A 16702-nucleotide genomic window follows, 5' to 3' on the forward strand; every position below is an offset into this window, starting at 1 on the left:
AAATGGTTCAGGTAAGAATAAACGCGCTGGGCCCAGGTGTCCACCAGGCGGTCGCCCTCCGGGGCGGCGGCAGACCGCGTGCCTATTGCACCATTTTGTTCAGGCGCTCGGCGTCCAGCGGCTGCTGGCCGTTCTCCACGCGCTGGCCCAGTTCTTCCAGAGCCTGGCACAGCTTGTGGATGCGGGCGTCCTGACGGGCGGTGTGATCGATCAACTCTTGCAGCACCTTGGCCACCGGGTCCTCGGCGGCGCGGCAAACGGCGTAGGCTTCAAAACCGGGCGCCTCGGGCGCATCGCGGTCCGGGCGGCCCTGGCGCAGCAGGTCCTGCAGGGGCGCCGCGTCCCAGCCGGGGTTCTGGCAAGGCGTTGCGGGGACGGCGGGAATCTGCGCCGCCGGCTCCTGCGGACCGGACTCTTCCTTGACGATGAGCCGGGCCGGGTTGCCCACGACCGTGGCGCCGGCCGGCACGGGCTTGACCACCACGGCATTGGAGCCGATGCGCGCCCCGGCCCCCACGGTGAAGCCGCCCAGGACCTGGGCGCCCGCGCCCACCACCACTCCGTTTTCCAGGGTGGGGTGGCGTTTTTCGCCCTTGTACAGCCGCGTCCCGCCCAGGGTGACGCCCTGGTAGATGGTGCAGTCATCGCCGATCTCGGCGGTTTCGCCCACCACCACGCCAAAGCCGTGGTCGATGAAGACGCGCCGGCCGATGCGCGCTCCGGGATGGATTTCTATGCCTGTCAGCATGCGGGCCAGGTGCGAACAGAAGCGCGCCAGCCAGAACCAGTTCCTGTTCCATAGACGATGGGACAGGCGATGGATCAGGATGGCGTGCAGGCCGGGGTAGCAGGTCAGCACTTCCAGGGAGCTGCGGGCGGCCGGATCGCGCTGCAGGATGCAGGCTATGTCTTCGCGTAACTGTTTGAGCATATAAGCTTATTTTGGCACGCTTTGCCCGTCGTCGGGAGAGGGCTGTCCAGGCACGGGGAAGCCCGCCGCGCGGGCGGTCTTGATCATGGCCGTGCACAGTCCGCGCAGCATGTCCACCTCGTCCACCGTCAACTGATTGCGCGCGAACAGATGGCGCATGCGCGGCACCAGTTTCTTGGGGTGACGCGGATCCAGGAACTTCACGCTTTCAATGGCCTGCTCCCAGTGCGCCATCAGGGCCTGCACCTTGTCCTGCGTGGCCAGCTCCTTGCCCGGGTCGGCCTTGCCCTCGGTATGCGGGATCAGGTCGGCGCCTTGCGCCGCGATCAGCGCGTAGCGCAGCTCCCAGGCCGCCAGTTGCAGGGCCTGGGCCACGTTCAGCGAGCTGTATTCGGGGTTGGCCGGGATGTGGCAGACGTACTGGCACTGGGCGATGTGTTCGTTGGCCAGTCCCACGCGCTCGGTGCCCAGCACGATGGCCACGGCGCCCGAGTGGCTGCGCAGGTGGTCGCGGCTCAGTTCGGCGGTCCGGCGGATGTCCGCCGGCGGCGGGCCCAGGTAGCGCGGCCGGGCGGTCAGGGCGAATGCCAGGGTGACCGGCTCCAGGGCCCGGGCAAGGGTGGGGACGATGAGGGCCGAGGCCAGCACGTCGGTGGCGCCGCTGGCCAGCGAAATGGCCTGGGGATCCTGCAGCACGCCGGGGTCCTGCGGATCGACCAGGCACAGGTCCCCGAAGCCCATGGTTTTGATCGCGCGCGCGGCCGCGCCCACGTTTCCAGGATGGCTGGGTTGCACCATAATGAAGCGAACCCGGTCAAAATTATCGTTAAATGCCGATGCTTGCGTCTGAGTCATTTAAAATAGCTGGTTTGAAGCAACGCTTCCTGTGTCTGCCAAAGCGGTCTCGTCCTGCGTCAGGGCGAGCGAGGCAGGCTCGATCATTGTTAAAAATACGGAATTTCCATGCACCCGATGCTCAATACCGCCATCAAGGCGGCTCGCCGTGCCGGCACCATTATCAATCGCGCCAGTCTTGACCTGGAACACCTGTCGATTGCGCGTAAAGGCCCCAAGGATTATGTCACGGAAGTGGATCGCGCTGCAGAGGAAGCCATCATCGAAGTCCTGAGCGAAGCCTACCCGGACCACGGCTTCATCGGCGAGGAATCGGGCGTGCGCCCGCCCCTGGAGCCGCGCGGCGATGGCGAACCCGAATACCAATGGGTCATCGATCCGCTGGACGGCACCACCAACTTCATCCACGGCTTCCCGGCCTATGCGATCTCCATCGCGCTGCTGCACCGGGGCCAGGCCGTCCACGCCGTCATTTTCGACACCAATCGCAACGAGATCTTCTCGGCCAGCCGGGGCGGCGGCGCCTTCCTGAATGACCGCCGCGTGCGAGTGTCGGGCCTGACCCGCTACCACGATGCGTTGATCGGCGCGCACGTGCCCGATTCGGGCGCCGGCGTGAAGAGCACGTCGCCCTTCGCCGACATGCTGGCCGAATGCGCTGCCGTACGTCGCGTGGGCGCAACGGTGCTGGACCTGGCCTACGTGGCCTGCGGCCGTCTGGACGGCTTCTGCGCCGTCAACCTCAAGCCCTGGGACCTGGCGGCCGGCTCGCTGCTGGTGACCGAGGCGGGCGGCCTGGTCGCCGACTTCGACGGCGAGCAGACCTGGAAGGAAACTGGCAATGTGCTGGCGGCCACCCCGAAGATCTTCACCCAGATGCTGGCGCACTTGCAGGACTAGAATCCAGTACGCATACCCCGGCCCGCCGGGGTGTTTTTCGCCATCGTCCGCCCAGGACAAAAAGCGCCCCTTCGCGGGGCCGCGAGCGGGCTATGGCTTGTGCGGCGCGGGGGCATTTTTTATGAAGGCGACAAGGAGCTGACATGGAATGGTTGATGGACCCGACGGCCTGGGTAGGGCTGTTGACGCTGGTGGTCCTGGAAATCGTCCTGGGCATAGACAATCTGGTATTTATCGCCATCCTGGTGGACAAGCTTCCGCCGGAGCTGCGCGACCGCGCGCGCATCGTGGGCCTGTCGCTGGCGCTGATCATGCGCCTGGCCTTGCTCACCCTCATGTCGCATCTGGTGCAACTGACCGATCCTCTCATATCCCTGGGCGAGCTGGACTTCTCCGGGCGGGACCTGATCCTGATCGTGGGCGGTTTCTTTCTGCTGTTCAAAGGCACGCTGGAGCTGCACGAGCGCATCGACAACCGCGGCGCGCATGCCTCGGGGTCGCGCATGTACGCCAGCTTCTGGGTCATCGTGGCCCAGATCGTGGTGCTGGACGCGGTGTTCTCCATCGATGCGGTCATCACCGCCGTGGGCATGGTCGAACACCTGCCCATCATGATGGCGGCGGTGGTCATCGCCATCGGCATCATGCTGGTGGCCTCCAAGCCTCTGACCGTCTTCATCAACAGCCGGCCCTCGGTGGTCATCCTGTGCCTGGGCTTTCTGCTGATGATCGGTTTCTCGCTGCTGGTCGAAGGCTTCGGCGTGCACGTGCCCAAGGGCTATCTGTACGCCGCCATTTCCTTCTCCATCCTGATCGAGGTGTTCAACCAACTGGCGCGCCGCAAGATGCGGCTGGCCGAAGCCCGGCGTCCCATGCGCGAGCGCACGGCCGAGGCGGTGCTGCGCATGCTGGGCAAACGGCCGGTGTCCGAACTGGCCGCGGCCGGTCCCGACCAGCCCGCCAGCGGTGCGCAGCTTGTGTTCGGCGACGAGGAGCGCAATATGGTCAGCGGCGTGCTGACGCTGTCCGAGCGCAATGTGCAGTCGGTCATGACCCCGCGCAATGACATCACCTGGGTCAATCTGCAGGACGATCCCGAGCTCCTGCGCGAGAAGATCACCCAGGAAGCGCACAGCATGCTGCCAGTCTGCCGCGGTTCGCTCGATGACGTGGTCGGCATAGGGCGTTCCAAGGAAATGCTGGCCGATCTGCTGGTTCATGGCCATATCCGCGTGGACCAGTTGCGGCAGCCCGTCTTCGTGTACGAATCCATCGGCATCCTGCAGTTGATGGAGACGATCAAGCAGACACGCGGCCAGCTCGTGCTGGTGACGGACGAGTTCGGCGCTATCGAGGGCCTGGTCACGCCGCTGGATATCTTCGAAGCCATCGCCGGAGACTTTCCCGACGAAGACGAATCCCCGGACATCGTCGAGGAATCTCCGGATCACTGGCTGCTGGACGGCTCCACCGACCTGCATCACCTCGAGCAGCTTCTGAGCGTGGAGGGCCTGGTGGACGAGGACGAGGAATACTCCACCCTGGCCGGCTATCTGCTGGAGCGGTTCGGCCATCTGCCCGAGGCGGGCGACAGCTGCGAGCTCGTGCAGGGCGGCATGCTGTACCGCTTCACCGTGGACCAGCTCGAAGGCCGCCGCATTGCCTCTGTTCGCCTGGAGCGTCAGTCGGCCGATCCCGACATGATCGCCGACGAGTCCACTGTTTAGGTTTTTTCACTTCACTTCAAGAAACATGACGGAAAACACTCTGTATCTGCTGAAGGCCCTGCTGCTGGGCATCATTGAAGGTTTCACGGAGTTCATCCCGGTCTCCAGCACGGCGCACTTGCTGATCCTGGGAAGCTGGATCGACTTTTCCTCCGGAGACGACAAGGTTTTTGAAGTGGTCATCCAGTTCGGGTCCATTCTGGCCGTGATCTGGATTTTCAGGGCCCGCCTCATCCAGTTGATCGGCGGCACCTTGCGCGGCGAGCGCAAGGAGGTGATGTTCACCCGCAATCTCCTGATCGCCTTCCTGCCCGCGGCCGTGATCGGCGCCCTGACCATCAAGTACGTCAAGGCCTTGTTCCACCACCCCATCGTGTTCGTCTTCACCCTGGTGCTCGGGGGCTGCTCATGCTGTGGGTGGAACGCAAGCCCGAGTACGCCAAGCATGCTCCTGCGCTCGCCGAAGGGGAGACGGCGACCTCGCAGCGCGCCACGGCTTTCGCCCTGGAGGAGATCACCTGGAAGCAGGCGCTGGTGGTCGGGTTCGCCCAATGCGTGGCCATGGTTCCGGGCACGTCCCGTTCGGGAGCGACGATCATCGGCGGCATGCTGGCCGGCATCCAGCGCAAGACCGCCACGGAGTTTTCTTTCTTCCTGGCCATGCCTACGATGCTGGCGGCGACTGTCTACGATCTTTATCGCAATGGCGCGGCCTTGAGCGCCGACCAGACCTCGGCCATTGTGGTGGGGTTCGTGGCGGCGTTCATCAGCGCCCTGGTTCTGGTCAAGGCCGTGCTGCGTTTCGTGTCCAGCCGTACCTACCGGCCTTTTGCCTGGTACCGGATCGCCCTGGGCCTGGTGGTCCTGGTCTGGTTGATGGCGCGATAAGAACGCACCACCGTCAGCATTCCCCATCCTGCCCGCGGATGGGGAATTTTTTTACCTCAAAAGATAATGTTAGTTATCTTTTTTGTTGTCTAGATAATGATAATAATCTTTTTGACATTGGCTCAGCAATTTGATAACTTGAATTATCTATTTTGCCAAAAAGATAATCAAAATGAGCGTAATCCAGGATTTGATACGCCTGCGCAAGGCGCACGGGCTGACTCAGGCTGAACTGGCGCGGCTGGCGGGCCTGTCGCGCATGACTGTCAGCAAGATAGAGCGCGGCCAAGTGGATCCGCAGTTGTCCACGCTGCAGGAACTGGCCCGCGTGCTGGGGGCGCAGTATCTGGTCGTGCCGATCGGATTGCGCAAGGAACTGGAGGCGTTTCTGGCATCGGGAGGCCGCTACCTGGGGCAGGATGCGGGCGCCGCGGCGCCCTTGTCGCTGGCGGACAGCCTGCGGGAAAGGTCATGAGCACGTCCATCAAGTACTTGCGCATGTTCATGCACCTGCCGGACCGCAGCCGTCGCGCCATCGGCTATCTGTCACAGTACGGGGATATCCTGCGGGTGTCCTTCGACGAGGACTACATTTCCGATCCACTGCGCCCGGTGTTGTCGCTGACCTATGTGGGCCAGGACGAGGCCGCGACCCAGGCCATCCTGAGCGCTGCCCGCGACGCTCGACTGGTGCGCGCCGACGGGCGCTGGCCCAGCTATTTCGCCAATCTCTTGCCGGAAGGCCACAACCGCGAACGTCTTGCGCGCGAGCGCCATTGCGCGGCCGATGACGAGTTCGAGCTGCTTGCGGCGGCGGGCCACGACTTGATGGGCGCCCTGGAAGTGGAGCCGGTGCCCGCCCGAGAAGGCATACCGGATGCCGTGCGTCTGTGGCACACCGCCCTGGGGCTGGATGTGCTGGAGCCGGGCTTCGTGGAGGACCCGGTGGAGGACGCCGCCGCCTTGCCCGGCGTCGTCACCAAGTTCTCGGCGGTCTATGACGGACGGCGCTATGTGGTGCGCCGGCAGGGGCGGGCGGGATCCACCATCCTGAAGCTGCCCACGTCCCGGCATCCGGATCTGGTGGACAACGAATATTCCGGCTATGTGCTGTGCCGGGCTCTGGGGCTGGAGTGCGCGCAGGCCGGCATCATCACGCGGGCGCAGGCGGAGCTGCCCGAAGCCGTGCCTTTCGAGCGCATCCTGGCCGTGCCGCGTTTCGACCGGGGGCCGGACGGCCTGCGCGTGCATATGGAGGAGTTCGCGCAGGTGCTGGGTTTCTCGCCGCGCCACAAGTATGGCCGGGGCATGGGGGACTATGCGGACATGTTGCGCGTGATCGACGCCGTCTCCAGCCGCCGGGCGGCGGATCTGCGTGAATTCATCCTGCGCTTCGTGGCCTTCATCCTGCTGGGCAATACCGATGCCCACCTGAAGAACTGGGCGCTGGTCTATCCCGATGCACGCCATCCGCAGCTGGCTCCCTTGTACGATCCCGTCTGCGTGACGGCGTTCTTCGAGTCCGTGGGGCCGCAGGACTACGGTGTCAACCGCCGCATAGACCGGGAACTGCGTGAATTCGGCTGGAATGATCTGGATGGCTTGATCCGCCAGGCGGGCCTGATGCGTGCTCCGCATTATCTGCGCCTGGCTCGTGATCTGGTTCGCCAGGCCCAGGCGCAATGGCCGGCCTTGCTGAAGGAGGCACCGCCCTCCATGCAGCGGTCGGTCTCGGAACGCCTGCAGGGCGGGCTGGCGCTGACGCGCTAAAGGGCTGTTCACGATCTTTGCAGGACGCCCTCGGGCTTGCAAAGATCGTGGACAGGTTTCACGTCCGGTGTGGCTCCTGGGGGTTCAATGTCTGGCACTGTTCGGGCCGGCCCCATTGGCGCAGGCACAGCTCTGCGCCCTGGATGCTGATGTAGCCCCCGCGCGCCGGGCCATCGTGGTCGCTGTCCCAATCGGGCAGGACCCAGCGGCGAGCTTCGGGCTGGCCGGGGATGACGTGGCTGGCCGGACGATGCGTGTGGCCGTGCACCAGCGCCTGCAGCGGCTGGGCTGCGCAGGCCCGCTCGATGGCCGCCTGCGTGACATCCATGATCTGCATGTTCTTGTATTGCTGGCCGCGCCGGCTGCGCGCACGGGCGGCGTCGGCGATGCGCTGACGCAGGCCCAGCGGGCAGGCCAAGTAGAGCGATTGCAGCCAGGGCTTGCGCACCCAGCGGCGAAAGCGCTGATAGGCGGCGTCTTCCAGTCAGTATTCGTCGCCGTGCGACATCAGCACCAGGCCGGCGGACGTATCCAGCAGAACCTGATCGGGCAACAGGCTGGCGTGCACGTGGCGAGCGTAGGCTGGGCCCAGCAGGAAATCCCGGTTGCCGCGCATCAGGAACAGGCGGCGGCGGGCGCCGTAGGCCTGCAGGGCCGCGCTGACACGGGAGAGCCAGGGAGCGGGGCGGGCAATCTGGTCGTCGCCTATCCAGGCGTTGAAGATGTCGCCGCCCAGAATCAAGGCGTCGGCCTGGGCCTTGGCCTTGTCCAGGAATCGCAGGAAGTCCTGGATGGTCGCCGGATTGTCCGGACCCAGGTGCAGGTCGGCGGCAATCCAGACGACGCCGGGCAGGGTCTGCTTACTCGGCAACCGTGGCTTTTTCGATGACGACGTCTTCAACAGGCACGTCCTGGTGGAAGCCTTTGTTGCCGGTGCGCACGGTTTTGATCTTGTCCACGGCCTCGGTGCCTTCGACCACTTGGCCGAACACGGCGTAGCCCCAGCCGTTGGAGGTGGGGGCGGTGAAGTTCAGGAAGTCGTTGTCGGCCACGTTGATGAAGAACTGGGCGGTGGCGGAATGAGGATCGGAAGTACGGGCCATGGCGATGGTGTACTTGTTGTTCTTCAGGCCGTTGTCGGCTTCGTTCTTGACGGGGGCTTCCGTGGGCTTTTGCTTCATGCCGGCTTCGAAACCGCCGCCCTGGATCATGAAGTTGTTGATCACGCGGTGAAACACGGTGCCGTCGTAGAAGCCGCTGTTCACGTAGTTCAGGAAGTTGGCGACCGTGTTGGGAGCCTTTTCGGCGTTCAGTTCGATAACGATGTCGCCTTGGTTCGTCTGCAGTTTGACGCGCGTGGAGGTGCTCATGGATTTACCTTGGGAAGGGGTTGAAGAATCTGCCGCGGCAGGCATGCTGGCCATGGCGGACATGGCCAGACAGGCGGCAATACCGAGAGTGCGCAAGCCGCGGGCTTGCGCACACCATTGAAAAGCGGTTGCAAACATATGAAAGCGGGCGTTCCCGTCGAGTAAAAGCCCTATTGTTGCAGAATTCGGCCTGTTTGTTGCGCGCGCTGCGCAGCCTTCTGCACGCCTTCGGATGCCGCCTTGCGGTAGGCGTCATTGGCCAGCATCAACTGCACTTCGCCCATGTTGTTGCGCGCCAGCGCATAGGACGGATCGGCGGTCAGGGCCATCTTCAGGGCTTCCAGCGCCATGTCCAGCTTGTCCTGGGCGATGTATTCGGCCGCCAGGTTGTTCCAGGGCTCGGGCAGTTCCGGATAATAGGTCGTCATGTCCTGGTAGATGCGGATGGCCTCGTTGTGCCGTCCGGCGGCCGACAGGGCGCGGGCCTTGAGGAACAGAAGCTGCACGTCCGCGCCCGTCTCGCCATTGCGTTCGCGCTGCTTGAGGCGGTTTTCGATGGCCTGAAGGGCGTCGTCATGGCGTCCCTGGGCGATCAGGCTGCTGATGCGCTTGCTGACCTCGCCGGCGCTCAGCGGCACCGAGGTGTCCACGCTGGGCGCGAGCACGTCCAGGGCGCGCGCCAGGCCTTTCCATCCGCGTTCTTCTTCGCGGGGAGCTTCCAGCAGCGGGTCATTGACGCGCGGCGCCGAGGAAGAGGACGCCGGTGCGACCTGGGCGGGGGGATGGGGCTGGGCCGTTGCGCCCTGGGTTCCGGCCACGAAGAGGGCCAGCGCGCAGGGGGCAAGAAACCGATTCCGTCGAGGTGTACTGAACACAGCGGGAGCGCCTATAAAATCTGGCTTGGAGACCAGGAAGGTTGGTTGATTGCTGCCTTTAACGAGGTCTGCTTGCTATACTTGTCGACCATCATTCTAACCTTGCCCATTGCCGGGCGGGAAATCCGGACCGCAAGCCAGGATCATGCCTCCTGGCGCAAAGCTCCGATTTTATGACGATTACAGCCCATGTTGCGCATTTATAACTCGCTGTCACGCTCCAAAGAGGTGTTCACTCCGGTCGAGCCGGGCCACGTACGCATGTATGTGTGCGGGATGACCGTGTATGACTTCTGTCACCTCGGACATGCGCGCATGCTGGTCAGCTTCGACGTGGTGCAGCGCTGGCTGCGCGCCAGCGGCTACCAGGTCAGCTACGTGCGCAACATCACCGACATCGACGACAAGATCATCCGCCGCGCGGTCGAACGCAAGCAGCGCATGTCCGAAGTCACCGACTTCTACATCGCCGCCATGCACGCCGACGAGAAGGCGCTGGGCGTGCAGAGTCCGGATTCGGAGCCGCGCGCCACCCAGCACGTGCCCGACATGCTGGGCATCATCGCCAAGCTGGAAGACAACGGCCTGGCCTACCGGTCGGAGGACGGCGACGTCAACTACGCCGTGCGCCAGTTTCCCGGCTACCGCAAGCTGTCGGGCCGGTCCCTGGACGACCTGCGCGCCGGCGAGCGCGTGGCGCTCAATTCCGCCAAGCGCGATCCGCTGGACTTCGTATTGTGGAAGTCCGCCAAGGAAGAGGAGCCGCCGGAGTCCAAGTGGGAATCGCCCTACGGCCTGGGCCGGCCGGGCTGGCACATCGAATGCTCGGCCATGAGCAAGGCCATCCTGGGCCTGCCGCTGGACATCCATGGCGGCGGCCCGGACCTGAAGTTCCCGCATCACGAAAACGAGATCGCCCAGACCGAAGGCGCCTTCGGAGGCCAGTTGGCCAATGTCTGGATGCATTGCGGGCCGCTGATGGTGGATTCGGAAAAGATGTCCAAGTCCCTGGGCAACTTCCGCCGCATCCGCGACACCATCGCGCCCGAAGGCCTGGACGATGGGCAGAGCAGCTATGCCGCCAATCCGCGCGAAGCGGAAATGGTGCGTTTTTTCATCGTGCGCAACCATTACCGCAGCCTGCAGAACTATGCTCCGGACAACCTGCGCGACGCCCAGCATGCGCTGGACCGCCTCTACCAGACCTTGCAGAACGTGCCGGCCGCCCCGGTGCAGATAGACTGGACCCAGGGGCCGGCGCAGGCCTTCGCCCAGGCCATGGACGACGATTTCAACACGGCCGGCGCCGTGGCCGTGCTCTTCGAGCTGGCCGGGCAGGCCAACCGCGACAAGGACCCTCAGGCCAGCGGCCTGATGCGCGCCCTGGGCGGGGTGCTGGGGCTGCTGCAGCTCGATCCCGCCCTGTACTGGCAGTCGCCGTCGCGCTATCTGGGCGGCGCCGCCTCCAGCCTGGACAACGAGGCCATTGACGCTCTGGTGGCCGAGCGCGCGCAGGCCAAGAAGGACCGCGACTTCGCCCGCGCGGACGCGATCCGCGTCCAGCTCAAGGAGCAGGGCGTCGAACTCGAGGACCGGCCTGGTGGAGCGACGCAATGGCGCAGGGCATAGCCGGTTCCCTGGCCGGCTCCCAGGTGCGTCTGGTGGGCAAGCCGGATTATTGGGACGAGGCCTGCGCACAGCTCATGAAGCGCGACCGCATCCTGCGCAAGCTGATCCCCCAGCACGGGGACCACTGGCTGCAGCACAAGGCGCCGGCCTTCATGACGCTGGCCCGCTCCATCGTCGGCCAGCAGGTTGCCCTGCGCACGGCCGACCAGCTCTGGCAGCGCCTGCTCGAGCGCTGCGGGCAGCCGCTGTCGCCGGCCGCGCTGCTGGCGCTGGATCCGCAGGATCTGCGCGGGCTGGGACTGCCCAAGCGCAAGGTGGAATATATCCACGATTTGGCCTCGCACTTCGATGCCCGTAAAATCGATCCTCAAGCCTGGCAGTCCATGCCGGACGAAGCCGTGGTCGCGGACCTGTGCGCCATTCGAGGCGTGGGCCGCTGGACCGCCGAAATGTTTCTGATTTTCAACTTGCACAGGCCCAACGTCCTGCCCCTGGACGATGCCGGCCTGCTCAAGGCAATTTCCCAGCACTATTTCAGTGGCGAGCCGGTTTCCCGGTTCGAAGCGCGTGAAGTAGCCCAGGCCTGGGCGCCGTGGTGCACGGTGGCCACCTGGCATCTGTGGCGCAGCCTGAACACGGTTGCTGTACGATATTAAATTAGGCCCAAACCTTAAGACCCGACAATGCGAAATACATTCCTGGAATTTGAGCAGCCTCTGGCCGAGCTCGAAGGCAAGATCGAAGAGCTCCGCTACGTGCAGTCTGATTCCGCCGTGGATATTTCAGAAGAGCTGAGCCGTCTGCAGCAGAAGGGCCAGACCTTGGCCAAGAATATCTACGCCAAGCTCACTCCCTGGCAGACGGCGCTCGTGGCCCGCCACCCTCAGCGTCCCTACACGCTGGACTACGTGCGCGAGATCTTCTCCGACTTTCACGAGCTGCACGGCGATCGCATGTATGCGGACGACCTGGCCATCGTGGGCGGCCTGGCGCGTTTCAACGGCACGCCCTGCATGGTCATCGGTCATCAGAAGGGCCGCGACACCAAGGAGCGCGCGCGCCGCAACTTCGGCATGCCGCGTCCTGAAGGCTATCGCAAGGCTCTGCGCCTGATGCGCCTGGCCGAGAAGTTCGGCATCCCGGTGTTCACCTTCGTGGATACGCCCGGCGCCTATCCGGGAATCGGCGCGGAAGAGCGCGGCCAGTCCGAAGCCATCGGCCACAATCTGTATGCCATGGCCAAGCTGCGCGTGCCCATCATCTCGACCATCATCGGCGAAGGCGGTTCGGGCGGCGCCCTGGCCATTGCCGTGGGCGATGTCGTGTCCATGCTGCAGTATTCCACCTACGCCGTGATCTCCCCCGAGGGCTGCGCGTCCATCCTCTGGCGCAGCGCCGACAAGGCTCCCGTTGCCGCCGAGGCCCTGGCCATCACCGCGCCGCGCCTCAAGGAGCTGGGCCTGGTGGACCGCGTGATCAACGAGCCCATTGGCGGCGCTCATCGCGATCCCACCATGATGGCGCGCCAGCTGGGCCGCGCCCTGGCCGACGCCTTGCGCCAGGTCTCGGGCATGTCCACCGAGCAATTGCTGGATCAGCGCATGGAGCGCCTGCTGGCGTATGGCCGCTTCCAGGAAGTCCGCGCCTGATCATGCGAGCGCCGGGCTGGCGGGCTTCGAGCCCTCGCCCGCGCTGCTGGATGCCCTGACGCTGCATCTGCCCTTCAAGCCCGGACACCGCCTTGGCCTGGGCCTGAGCGGCGGCGCCGACTCCGCCATGCTGGCGGTGCATGCCCCCCTCTGGGCCAGCCGCCGCCGCATCGAACTTCATTTTTTCCATGTTCACCACGGCCTGCAGGCCGCCGCAGACCAGTGGCAGGCCCGCGTGCACGACCTTGCGCGGCGCTTGCGGCGCCCCTGTCACAGCCTGCGCGTCCAGGTCCGGGCGGACCGGCTGAGCGCCGACGGCATGGAGTCCGCCGCCCGTGACGCCCGCTATCGCGCCCTGGCCGAGCTGGCCGGCTTTGCGGGGGTGGGCGACATTCTGCTGGCGCATCACCAGGACGACCAGGCTGAAACGGTCCTGCTGCGCCTGTTGCGCGGCGCCGGCCCTGTCGGCCTGGGCGCCATGGCGCCCAGCAGCCGGCGCGACGGCATCGTTTACTGGCGGCCCTGGCTGGAGCAGCCGCGCGCGCGCATTCTGCAGGCCAGCGATTGCTTCACGGCGGCCTGCGGCTGGCAGGCCGTACAGGACCCCACCAACCTGAATCCCGACTACACCCGCGGCGCCGTGCGCGAACTGCTGACGCCGGTGCTCGACGCCCGCTGGCCGGGCTGGCAATCCGTGCTGCAGCGCCAGGCCCGGCTGAGCCGGGAAACCCGCGATGTCCTGGACAGCGTGGCCCGGCAGGATCTGCAGTCGCTGGACCTGGACGAGACGGGACGCAGTTTCAGCCTGGCTTCCTGGCGCCTGCTGGAGCCGGCCCGCCAGGCCCTGGTCATCCGCCACTGGCTGCAGGAGCACGGGGCCGGCATGCCTACCGAGGCGCGCCTGGCTGAATTGATGCGCCAGTTGCGCAGCGTCCACGCGCTGGGCCACGACCGGCAGTTGAAAGTCAAGCACGGAACCTGGCTGATCCGCTGCGTGCGCGGCCGGGTGCTGCTGGAGCCGGCCGGGACGGATTGAGCCTGCGCCGCGCGGCTCATCAGCTTGCGTAATGTGGGAGTATTCCTCTTCGGAGCTTGATTTTTTTTTCGACAGACCACCTCTAGCCCAAACGCAATAGCAGAAAGTCGTTAAAATAGATCGTTTTTGTGTCTATTCCAGACATTAGCCCTTTGATGCAGAGTAAAAGATGTCCCTGATCGTACATAAATATGGCGGCACGTCGATGGGCTCGATCGAGCGCATCCAGAATGTGGCGCGCCGGGTTGCCAAGTGGCATGCGGCCGGCCACCAGGTGGTGGTGGTTCCCTCGGCCATGTCCGGCGAAACCAACCGTCTGCTCGGTCTGGCCAAGGAGCTCAGCCCCCAGCCCGATCCCCGCGAACTCGACATGCTGGCCGCCACCGGCGAGCAGGCCAGCAGCGCGCTGCTGGCCATGGCGCTGGCCGCCCAGGGCGTCCCCGCCCGCAGCTATGCCGGCTGGCAGGTGCCCGTGCTGACCGACAGCGCTTATACGCGCGCGCGCATCCGCTCCATTGACGACACCCGCATCCGCCAGGACCTGGACGCCGGCCGCGTGGTCATCGTCACCGGCTTCCAGGGCGTGGACGAAGAGGGCAACATCACCACTCTGGGCCGCGGCGGCTCCGACACCTCGGCCGTGGCCGTGGCGGCGGCCATGAAGGCGTCCGAATGCCTGATCTACACCGACGTGGACGGCGTCTACACGACCGACCCGCGCGTGGTTCCCGAAGCCCGCCGCATGAAAGTGGTGTCCTTCGAGGAAATGCTGGAAATGGCCTCCCTGGGCTCCAAGGTGCTGCAGATCCGTTCCGTGGAGTTCGCCGGCAAGTACCAGGTTCCCGTTCGAGTCCTGTCCTCGCTGACAGACCCCCTGATTCCGCTCGAAGAAGAAATGTCTTCGGGCACGCTGATTACTTTCGAGGAAGATCAAAAAATGGAAGCTGCCCCTCTCACGCGCCTCGCCTTCAGCCGTGATGAAGCCAAGTTCACCCTGCGCGCCGTACCCGACACTCCCGGCGTAGCCTACTCCATCCTGGGCCCCATCGCCGCGGCCAACATCGAAGTGGACATGATCCTGCAGAATCTGTCGGTGCAGGGCACCACGGACTTCTCCTTCACGGTCAGCCGCAACGACGCGCTGCGCACCCGCGACCTGCTGACCCAGCAGATCGGTCCCGCCGTGGGCGCCGGCGAAATCGTCTTTGACGACGCCGTGTGCAAGGTTTCCATCGTGGGCATCGGCATGCGCAACCACGCCGGCGTCGCCAGCTCCATGTTCCGCGCCTTGTCCCAGGAAGGCATCAACATCCAGATGATCAGCACCAGCGAGATCAAGACCTCGGTCATCATCGCCGACAAATACATGGAACTGGCCGTGCGCGCGCTGCACAAGACCTTCGAGCTGGATCAGGAAAAATAATTCAAACTGCTATTTGCATTGGTTTTTTTAAAATGCTATAGTATCGTCTTTCCTAGAGCTGGAGACGTGGCCGAGAGGTTGAAGGTACTCCCCTGCTAAGGGAGCATACGGCTTATACCCGTATCGAGGGTTCGAATCCCTCCGTCTCCGCCAGCTAGTAAGAAATTAAGCCCCTGATTCTTCAGGGGCTTTTTCTTTTTCACTTTTCGGTCGTACCGTTTCTCTGACCATCAACTGACCATACGGCTTTCTCCTGGCCGTACATCCGGTTCATCGCCGCGAGATTTCTCCCCCTGTCTGCGCCGGCAATCCATTTTGCGTAATCACGCATCATGACAGTCAGGCTGTGGCCATGTTGCTTTGCCACCCAGACGGGATCGGCGCCGGAGAGCAGGGCCAGCGTTACGCTGGTATCCCGGCACTCTTTTGGGGGGCGATGGCGGACTCTTGCGAGCTTGAGGGCCTGCTCCCACACCCTGCGTTGCACCTGGTCATCGTGCCATGGCTTCCCGGTCGAGGGGCACCGGAAGACATGCTCGCCCGCCATCTGGGTCCTGGGCCTCTGCCTTTCAATCACAGCCAGCGCCCGAGCGTTCAGCTCAACTTCGCGGCGCACCTTCGTCTTTGTCCGCTCTTTGTCCGTGGCCAGGACTCTGGAGCGCCGGACAACGACAACCCCGGAACGTAGATCGACATCCTCCCAGAGCAGGGCAATCTGTTCGCTCGGGCGCAGGCCGGCGAAAGTCGCGAATTCGAAATAGTCGGCCATTTCCTTGCCCTGCTGTTTCACGAGCGTTGCCAGGATGACTTCAATTTCTTCCAGGCTGAAAGGGTCCGGGAGGGCTTTCTGGGTACGGATATTCTCGATGCCTTCCGTTGGGTTGTCGATGCTTCGATCTGCTTTACAGATCAACTCGAAAACCGACTTGAGTGGTATGAGAATATTGTTTTGTGTCTTGGCCGCCAGTGGTCGCTTTACTTTCCCTGTCACCTCATCTATCCGCTCGGTGCTCAGTAATGCAAGATGGGTCAGAATTTTCTCGTGAGTGATTGCGGCCGGCATTTCGTCTCCGAATGGGGCCAGCCAGTATGCGTTCAGGTGACGCTTGTAAATGCGGATGGTGGAGTCATCCAGAGAGCGGGCCGCAAGCGACGCCCAGACAGCGGCCCAATCCCGAAGCGTGCGCGACGCTCCTGCATTGGCGGGGGCGTGGTCGTCGGCGTGCTTGTAGTCCGGGAAATACTTATGGATGTTGAATTCGCCCCGGCGTATGTCCTGCAGAATGTCGGCGCGGATCCGCTCCGCATGTCGCAGATTGGCGGCCGTGGGCTTCAGGTTGAGGGTGGGCCGTAGCCGCCTCCCCTTCCAGCGAAAATCAACCTGAATTGCGTCGCCTTCTGGCCTTACCCCCTTGTATTCGCGCTTTCCACCCATTTCAGGTAGCCCTCCAGGTCAACAAGAATGTTTCCATCGGGGGCGCGGCGGTACTCCCGGTCCTGCAGCCACACCCCATCTTCGATTTTTCGTCGAGCCGCTTTTTCGGTGTAGCCGGTGATTGCCTCGAACAGAGGCAGCCGGACATAGCGTGCTGGCGCGATCCCCAATTTATTGATGCTCATAATCAGCCTCGTTTCATGTGTCTATGGCC

Annotated in this window: 17 protein-coding genes, 1 tRNA gene and 1 pseudogene; 11 read left to right on the top strand and 8 right to left on the bottom strand. The window is 64.1% G+C overall.

Going from position 1 to position 16702, the window contains the following annotated elements; all coding sequences use genetic code 11:
* Nucleotides 1-82: 82 nt before the first annotated feature.
* Both cysE and ACWPWO_RS05145 read right to left on the bottom strand, forming a co-directional pair.
* Nucleotides 83-931, bottom strand: coding sequence for a serine O-acetyltransferase (gene cysE, locus ACWPWO_RS05140; protein WP_454004912.1), 849 nt, complete (start codon nt 929-931; stop codon nt 83-85).
* 6 nt (nt 932-937) lie between these two features.
* Nucleotides 938-1786: an RNA methyltransferase gene (locus ACWPWO_RS05145; RefSeq protein ID WP_454004914.1), complete on the bottom strand. Its 849-nt coding sequence runs from the start codon at nt 1784-1786 to the stop codon at nt 938-940.
* A 108-nt stretch (nt 1787-1894) separates the two neighbouring features.
* Between ACWPWO_RS05145 and ACWPWO_RS05150 the strand changes: the two genes are divergently transcribed.
* From ACWPWO_RS05150 to ACWPWO_RS05170, 5 genes and pseudogenes are all read left to right on the top strand, one after another.
* Nucleotides 1895-2686 (top strand): inositol monophosphatase family protein, encoded by a 792-nt coding sequence (locus ACWPWO_RS05150; protein WP_454004916.1) that lies wholly within the window; start codon nt 1895-1897, stop codon nt 2684-2686.
* Between the two features lie 143 nt (nt 2687-2829).
* Entirely contained in the window at nt 2830-4413 is a 1584-nt protein-coding gene (locus tag ACWPWO_RS05155; protein WP_454004918.1) for a TerC family protein, read from the top strand.
* Nucleotides 4414-4438: 25 nt separating this feature from the next.
* Nucleotides 4439-5301: pseudogene (locus tag ACWPWO_RS05160) on the top strand (undecaprenyl-diphosphate phosphatase).
* 172 nt (nt 5302-5473) lie between these two features.
* Nucleotides 5474-5776, top strand: a complete 303-nt coding sequence (locus tag ACWPWO_RS05165; RefSeq protein WP_454004920.1) for a helix-turn-helix transcriptional regulator — start codon at nt 5474-5476, stop codon at nt 5774-5776.
* On the top strand, nt 5773-7071 hold the full coding sequence (locus ACWPWO_RS05170; RefSeq protein WP_454004922.1) for a type II toxin-antitoxin system HipA family toxin: 1299 nt from the start codon (nt 5773-5775) through the stop codon (nt 7069-7071). The genes ACWPWO_RS05165 and ACWPWO_RS05170 overlap by 4 nt, the downstream gene beginning before the upstream one ends.
* A 58-nt stretch (nt 7072-7129) precedes the next feature.
* Here ACWPWO_RS05170 and ACWPWO_RS05175 read toward each other — a convergent pair whose 3' ends face one another.
* The 4 genes from ACWPWO_RS05175 to ACWPWO_RS05190 form a co-directional block, all read right to left on the bottom strand.
* On the bottom strand, nt 7130-7519 hold the full coding sequence (locus ACWPWO_RS05175) for a hypothetical protein (protein WP_454004924.1): 390 nt from the start codon (nt 7517-7519) through the stop codon (nt 7130-7132).
* A gap of 36 nt (nt 7520-7555) precedes the next feature.
* Nucleotides 7556-7942 carry a metallophosphoesterase gene (locus tag ACWPWO_RS05180; RefSeq protein WP_454004926.1) on the bottom strand — a complete coding sequence of 129 codons (387 nt, stop codon included), beginning with the start codon at nt 7940-7942 and terminating at the stop codon, nt 7556-7558.
* Nucleotides 7932-8441, bottom strand: a complete 510-nt coding sequence (locus tag ACWPWO_RS05185; protein WP_454004928.1) for a peptidylprolyl isomerase — start codon at nt 8439-8441, stop codon at nt 7932-7934. Before ACWPWO_RS05185 ends, ACWPWO_RS05180 begins: the two co-directional genes overlap by 11 nt.
* 170 nt (nt 8442-8611) lie before the next feature.
* A complete protein-coding gene (locus ACWPWO_RS05190; RefSeq protein WP_454004930.1) occupies nt 8612-9259 on the bottom strand; it encodes a tetratricopeptide repeat protein in 648 nt (215 codons plus the stop codon).
* A 246-nt stretch (nt 9260-9505) separates the two neighbouring features.
* On the opposite strand from ACWPWO_RS05190, the gene cysS reads away from it, so the two are divergent.
* The 6 genes from cysS (at nt 9506) to ACWPWO_RS05220 (ending at nt 15206) form a co-directional block, all read left to right on the top strand.
* On the top strand, nt 9506-10945 hold the full coding sequence (gene cysS, locus ACWPWO_RS05195; protein WP_454004932.1) for a cysteine--tRNA ligase: 1440 nt from the start codon (nt 9506-9508) through the stop codon (nt 10943-10945).
* Nucleotides 10930-11601, top strand: coding sequence for a DNA-3-methyladenine glycosylase family protein (locus tag ACWPWO_RS05200; protein WP_454004934.1), 672 nt, complete (start codon nt 10930-10932; stop codon nt 11599-11601). Before cysS ends, ACWPWO_RS05200 begins: the two co-directional genes overlap by 16 nt.
* A 27-nt stretch (nt 11602-11628) precedes the next feature.
* Nucleotides 11629-12594, top strand: a complete 966-nt coding sequence (locus ACWPWO_RS05205) for an acetyl-CoA carboxylase carboxyltransferase subunit alpha (RefSeq protein WP_454004936.1) — start codon at nt 11629-11631, stop codon at nt 12592-12594.
* The gene (gene tilS, locus ACWPWO_RS05210) at nt 12566-13630 is read left to right on the top strand and encodes a tRNA lysidine(34) synthetase TilS (RefSeq protein ID WP_454004938.1); all 1065 of its coding nucleotides are present in this window, start codon (nt 12566-12568) and stop codon (nt 13628-13630) included. Before ACWPWO_RS05205 ends, tilS begins: the two co-directional genes overlap by 29 nt.
* Before the next feature lie 169 nt (nt 13631-13799).
* The gene (locus ACWPWO_RS05215; protein ID WP_454004940.1) at nt 13800-15053 is read left to right on the top strand and encodes an aspartate kinase; all 1254 of its coding nucleotides are present in this window, start codon (nt 13800-13802) and stop codon (nt 15051-15053) included.
* A gap of 60 nt (nt 15054-15113) precedes the next feature.
* Nucleotides 15114-15206: transfer RNA gene (locus tag ACWPWO_RS05220), tRNA-Ser, on the top strand.
* A gap of 46 nt (nt 15207-15252) precedes the next feature.
* On the opposite strand, the gene ACWPWO_RS05225 is transcribed toward ACWPWO_RS05220, so the two are convergent.
* Nucleotides 15253-16488 (bottom strand): Arm DNA-binding domain-containing protein, encoded by a 1236-nt coding sequence (locus tag ACWPWO_RS05225; RefSeq protein ID WP_454004941.1) that lies wholly within the window; start codon nt 16486-16488, stop codon nt 15253-15255.
* Nucleotides 16458-16673 carry an excisionase gene (locus ACWPWO_RS05230; RefSeq protein ID WP_454004943.1) on the bottom strand — a complete coding sequence of 72 codons (216 nt, stop codon included), beginning with the start codon at nt 16671-16673 and terminating at the stop codon, nt 16458-16460. The genes ACWPWO_RS05225 and ACWPWO_RS05230 overlap by 31 nt, the downstream gene beginning before the upstream one ends.
* Nucleotides 16674-16702: the final 29 nt, after the last annotated feature.

It is taken from the genome of Alcaligenes sp. Marseille-Q7550 (assembly GCF_965112015.1).

Bases quoted from the DNA above. Each gene is read 5' to 3' on its own strand.
- cysE (WP_454004912.1), bottom strand. From the start codon at position 931: ATGCTCAAACAGTTACGCGAAGACATAGCCTGCATCCTGCAGCGCGAT.
- ACWPWO_RS05145 (WP_454004914.1), bottom strand. From the start codon at position 1,786: ATGACTCAGACGCAAGCATCGGCATTTAACGATAATTTTGACCGGGTT.
- ACWPWO_RS05150 (WP_454004916.1), top strand. From the start codon at position 1,895: ATGCACCCGATGCTCAATACCGCCATCAAGGCGGCTCGCCGTGCCGGC.
- ACWPWO_RS05155 (WP_454004918.1), top strand. From the start codon at position 2,830: ATGGAATGGTTGATGGACCCGACGGCCTGGGTAGGGCTGTTGACGCTG.
- ACWPWO_RS05165 (WP_454004920.1), top strand. From the start codon at position 5,474: ATGAGCGTAATCCAGGATTTGATACGCCTGCGCAAGGCGCACGGGCTG.
- ACWPWO_RS05170 (WP_454004922.1), top strand. From the start codon at position 5,773: ATGAGCACGTCCATCAAGTACTTGCGCATGTTCATGCACCTGCCGGAC.
- ACWPWO_RS05185 (WP_454004928.1), bottom strand. From the start codon at position 8,441: ATGAGCACCTCCACGCGCGTCAAACTGCAGACGAACCAAGGCGACATC.
- cysS (WP_454004932.1), top strand. From the start codon at position 9,506: ATGTTGCGCATTTATAACTCGCTGTCACGCTCCAAAGAGGTGTTCACT.
- ACWPWO_RS05200 (WP_454004934.1), top strand. From the start codon at position 10,930: ATGGCGCAGGGCATAGCCGGTTCCCTGGCCGGCTCCCAGGTGCGTCTG.
- ACWPWO_RS05205 (WP_454004936.1), top strand. From the start codon at position 11,629: ATGCGAAATACATTCCTGGAATTTGAGCAGCCTCTGGCCGAGCTCGAA.
- tilS (WP_454004938.1), top strand. From the start codon at position 12,566: ATGGCCGCTTCCAGGAAGTCCGCGCCTGATCATGCGAGCGCCGGGCTG.
- ACWPWO_RS05215 (WP_454004940.1), top strand. From the start codon at position 13,800: ATGTCCCTGATCGTACATAAATATGGCGGCACGTCGATGGGCTCGATC.
- ACWPWO_RS05225 (WP_454004941.1), bottom strand. From the start codon at position 16,488: ATGGGTGGAAAGCGCGAATACAAGGGGGTAAGGCCAGAAGGCGACGCA.
- ACWPWO_RS05230 (WP_454004943.1), bottom strand. From the start codon at position 16,673: ATGAGCATCAATAAATTGGGGATCGCGCCAGCACGCTATGTCCGGCTG.